Origin of the sequence: Plantactinospora alkalitolerans (assembly GCF_015690345.1) — a bacterium.
GTDB classification, from domain to species: Bacteria; Actinomycetota; Actinomycetes; order Mycobacteriales; family Micromonosporaceae; genus Plantactinospora; species Plantactinospora alkalitolerans.
This window is the reverse complement of the sequence record NZ_JADPUN010000056.1, coordinates 1-3,066: the sequence shown is the minus strand read 5'-3', so window position 1 is coordinate 3,066 and position 3,066 is coordinate 1. Positions and strand designations below refer to the sequence as shown.

Annotated in this window: 3 protein-coding genes; 1 reads left to right on the top strand and 2 read right to left on the bottom strand. The window is 71.3% G+C overall.

Annotated elements, in window-relative coordinates; genetic code table 11:
• The first annotated feature begins 274 nt into the window (after positions 1-274).
• On the top strand, positions 275-910 hold the full coding sequence (locus tag I0C86_RS03605; protein ID WP_196199747.1) for a pyridoxamine 5'-phosphate oxidase family protein: 636 nt from the start codon (positions 275-277) through the stop codon (positions 908-910).
• Between the two features lie 116 nt (positions 911-1,026).
• On the opposite strand, the gene I0C86_RS03600 is transcribed toward I0C86_RS03605, so the two are convergent.
• Both I0C86_RS03600 and I0C86_RS03595 read right to left on the bottom strand, forming a co-directional pair.
• Positions 1,027-2,472 carry a (Fe-S)-binding protein gene (locus tag I0C86_RS03600; RefSeq protein WP_196199746.1) on the bottom strand — a complete coding sequence of 482 codons (1,446 nt, stop codon included), beginning with the start codon at positions 2,470-2,472 and terminating at the stop codon, positions 1,027-1,029.
• Positions 2,472-3,066: FAD-binding oxidoreductase (locus I0C86_RS03595; protein ID WP_323373445.1), on the bottom strand; the 595-nt coding region annotated here is incomplete at its 5' end. The genes I0C86_RS03600 and I0C86_RS03595, both read right to left, overlap by 1 nt.

The following is a 3,066-nucleotide window of genomic DNA, read 5'->3' as shown; positions in this document are numbered from 1 at the left end:
CCCCCGCCCCTGGCACCACGTACTCCTGATCGCCAACGTCCTCTTCTTCGGCTTCTTCTTCGTCAACTTCGTCGCCGACCTGCTCGGCGACCCGCTGATCACCTTCTGAGCTGTAAGGAAGGGCCCCTTCTTATCGCTTTTTGTATAAGAAGGGGCCCTTCCTAACACCCGTGCCGCCGGGAGTGAGCCGGGTCTCTGCCGGTGTGAAAGGGAGTGACCGGGGGGCGGGGCCGGTCGTAGGTTGGATGCGGGACATCCGACGGGGGAGGCATGCATGGCGACGTCGACCGAGCAGGTGGAGATCACGTCAGCGACCGAGTTGCGCGAGTTGCTCGGCGAGCCGAAGCCCCAGGCGGTGACCAAGGAGCGGGTACGGCTGCACGAGATCGATCGCCAGTTCCTGGCCGCCTCGCCGTTCTGTCTGGTGGCGACGGCCGACGCGGACGGAAACTGCGACGTCTCGCCGAAGGGTGACCCGGCCGGCTTCACGCTGGTCCTGGACGACACCACGATCGCCATCCCGGAACGGCCCGGCAACCGGCGGACCGACGGATTCCTCAACATCCTCGCGAACCCGCATGTCGGGCTGGTCTACCTGATCCCGGGCCGGGGCGAGACGTTGCGGCTGAACGGCCGCGCCCGGCTGGTCCGTGACGCGCCGTTCTTCGAGCAGATGGTCGTCAAGGGACATCGGCCGGTGCTGGCCCTGGTCGTCGAGATCGAGCAGATCTTCTTCCACTGCGCGAAGGCCTTCCTGCGTTCCGGCCTGTGGCGACCGGAGACCTGGGACCCAGAGGTGCTCCCACCGCATCCGCAGATCATCAAGCGCGTCCAGCGGACCGAGCAGACCTTGGAGGAGTTGGAGGTCTACTACGGCCCCCAGTACGCCAAGCGCCTGTACGCCGACTGAGCCGACTGAGCCGACTGAGCCGACTGGGGCGACCGGGCCGGCTGAACCTGCCGGAATGGCGCGGTACCGGAATGGCGCGGCACCGGAGTGGTGCGCCCCGCTGACGGGTTCGGCGGTCAGGAGAGCAGGCGGTCGACGGAAAGCCGCCGGATCGACGCGTCGAGCACCTGCGCGGTGTGCGCCAGGGCGATCCCGCCGGACCCGGCGGGGCGGGGTTCGGTGCTGCCGCCGAGCCGGGGGATGGCGGCGGCGATCTGCATCAGGCATCCAGGGTTCGCGGTCACCAGCAGTTGCGCCCCGGTGCCGAGTACGTCCCGGGCCTTCCGCTCGCCTAGCCGGGCCGCCGGCTCAGGGTTGAGCACGTTCCACACCCCGGCCGAGCCGCAGCAGAGTTCCGGATCGGCGATCTCCCGCAGTTCCAGTTCGGGGATGGCCCGCAGCAGTTCCCGGGGTTGGGTTCGGACCCCCTGGGCGTGCCCGAGATGGCAGGCGTCGTGATAGGCGACGCTGACCGGCAGCGGGTGCCGCCGGGCGACCGGGCCGAGTTCGACCAGGATTTCGGAGAGGTCGCGTACCCGGGCGGCGAAGGCGGCGGCCCGGGACGCGTACCGGGGGTCGTCGCGGAGCAGCTCGCCGTAGTCCTTGAGGGACGAGCCACAGCCGGCGGCGTTGACCACGAAGTAGTCGATGCCGGTGTCGGCGAAGGCGTCGATCAGGTTCCGAGCGAACGCCTGCGCCTCCGCCTCGCGTCCATTGTGCACACTGAGTGCGCCGCAGCAGCCCTGCCGGCCCGGGTTGATCACCACTTCGCAGCCCTCGGCGGCGAGAACCCGGGCGGTCGCCGCGTTCACCCCCGGGAAGAAGGCGCTCTGCACGCAACCGGTGAGCATCCCGACCACCGCCCGGCGCGGCCCGTACGCGGGCACCCGTTCCGGCGGCTTCGGCGCGCGGGTCAGCCGGGGGGCCAGCGACTCCAGCGTGGCCAGGGTGGGCGCCAGCCGGGGCAGCAGCCCGGTCCTGGCCACCAGCCGGCGCAGTCCGCTGGCCTGATACGCCCGTAACGGTCCGCGCAGCATCCGGAGCCGTTTCGGGTACGGGAACAGTGCGAAGATCGCGGCTCGCAGCGCCCGTTCCCGGGCGGGCCGGTCGTGCCGCCGTTCGACCTGCTGCCGGGTGTTCTCGATCAGGGTGTCGTACCGCACCCCGGACGGGCAGGCGGTGACGCAGGCCATGCAGCCGAGGCAGGCGTCGAAGTGTCCGACCATCGATTCGGTCAGCGGTTCGCCCTCCAGTCCCTGCCGCATCAGATGGATCCGGCCCCGGGGCGAGTCCATCTCCTCGCCCCACAGCACATAGGTGGGACAGGTCGGCAGGCAGAAGCCGCAGTGCACACAGTCGGCGACCAGCTCGGCCGGTGGTGGCCGGTGCGCGTCGAAGGCTGGTCCACCGGCGGCCGGCGGAAGCAGGCCGAGTATGTCCCGAGGCGCGCTGACCGGTCGACTCCCGGCCGGCGTGGCAGGTCCGGGAACAGCGGGTCCGGGTGGGGGCGGGTCGGCCGTCATCAGATTCCTCCCACGAAGCGTCCGGGCGCGAGCCGCGCGTCGGGGTCGAACCGGGCCTTGACCCGGCGCATCAAATCCAGGCCTTCCACCGGGCCCCACAGGTCGACCCGCTCGCGTACCGGGGCTGGCGCGGTCAGCACCACCGCGTGCCCGCCGGCCTCGTGGGCCGCCCCGCGCAACTCCTCGACGATCCGGGCCACCCGGTCCGGGTGGGTCGCCGCCGGCACCCCGGCGTAGAGCACCCCGGTGCCGGCCGAGCCCCGTACGTCGATCGGCGCCTCGTGCCGCTCACCGGCCGACCGGGCTGCGGCCAACAGGTCGGGTACCCCGGAGAGCACACAGGTGAGCTTGGCTCCGGTGTCGCCGACCCGCCATGGGTACGTCGCCCACCAGGAGGGAGCATGTTCGGTGAGCACCGCCCCGTCGCCGAGGAGTCGCCGGGTTGCCTCGGCCCGGCCGGCGACCCCGGCGGGAGTGCCCTCCAACAGCACCACCAACTCGTATCCGTCCCCGCTCGGTGCCGCGACCTCCAGTGCGCTCGGCATCAATTGCGCGCGCAGCACGGTGGCGGCGAGTTGGCCCACCCGCCCGATC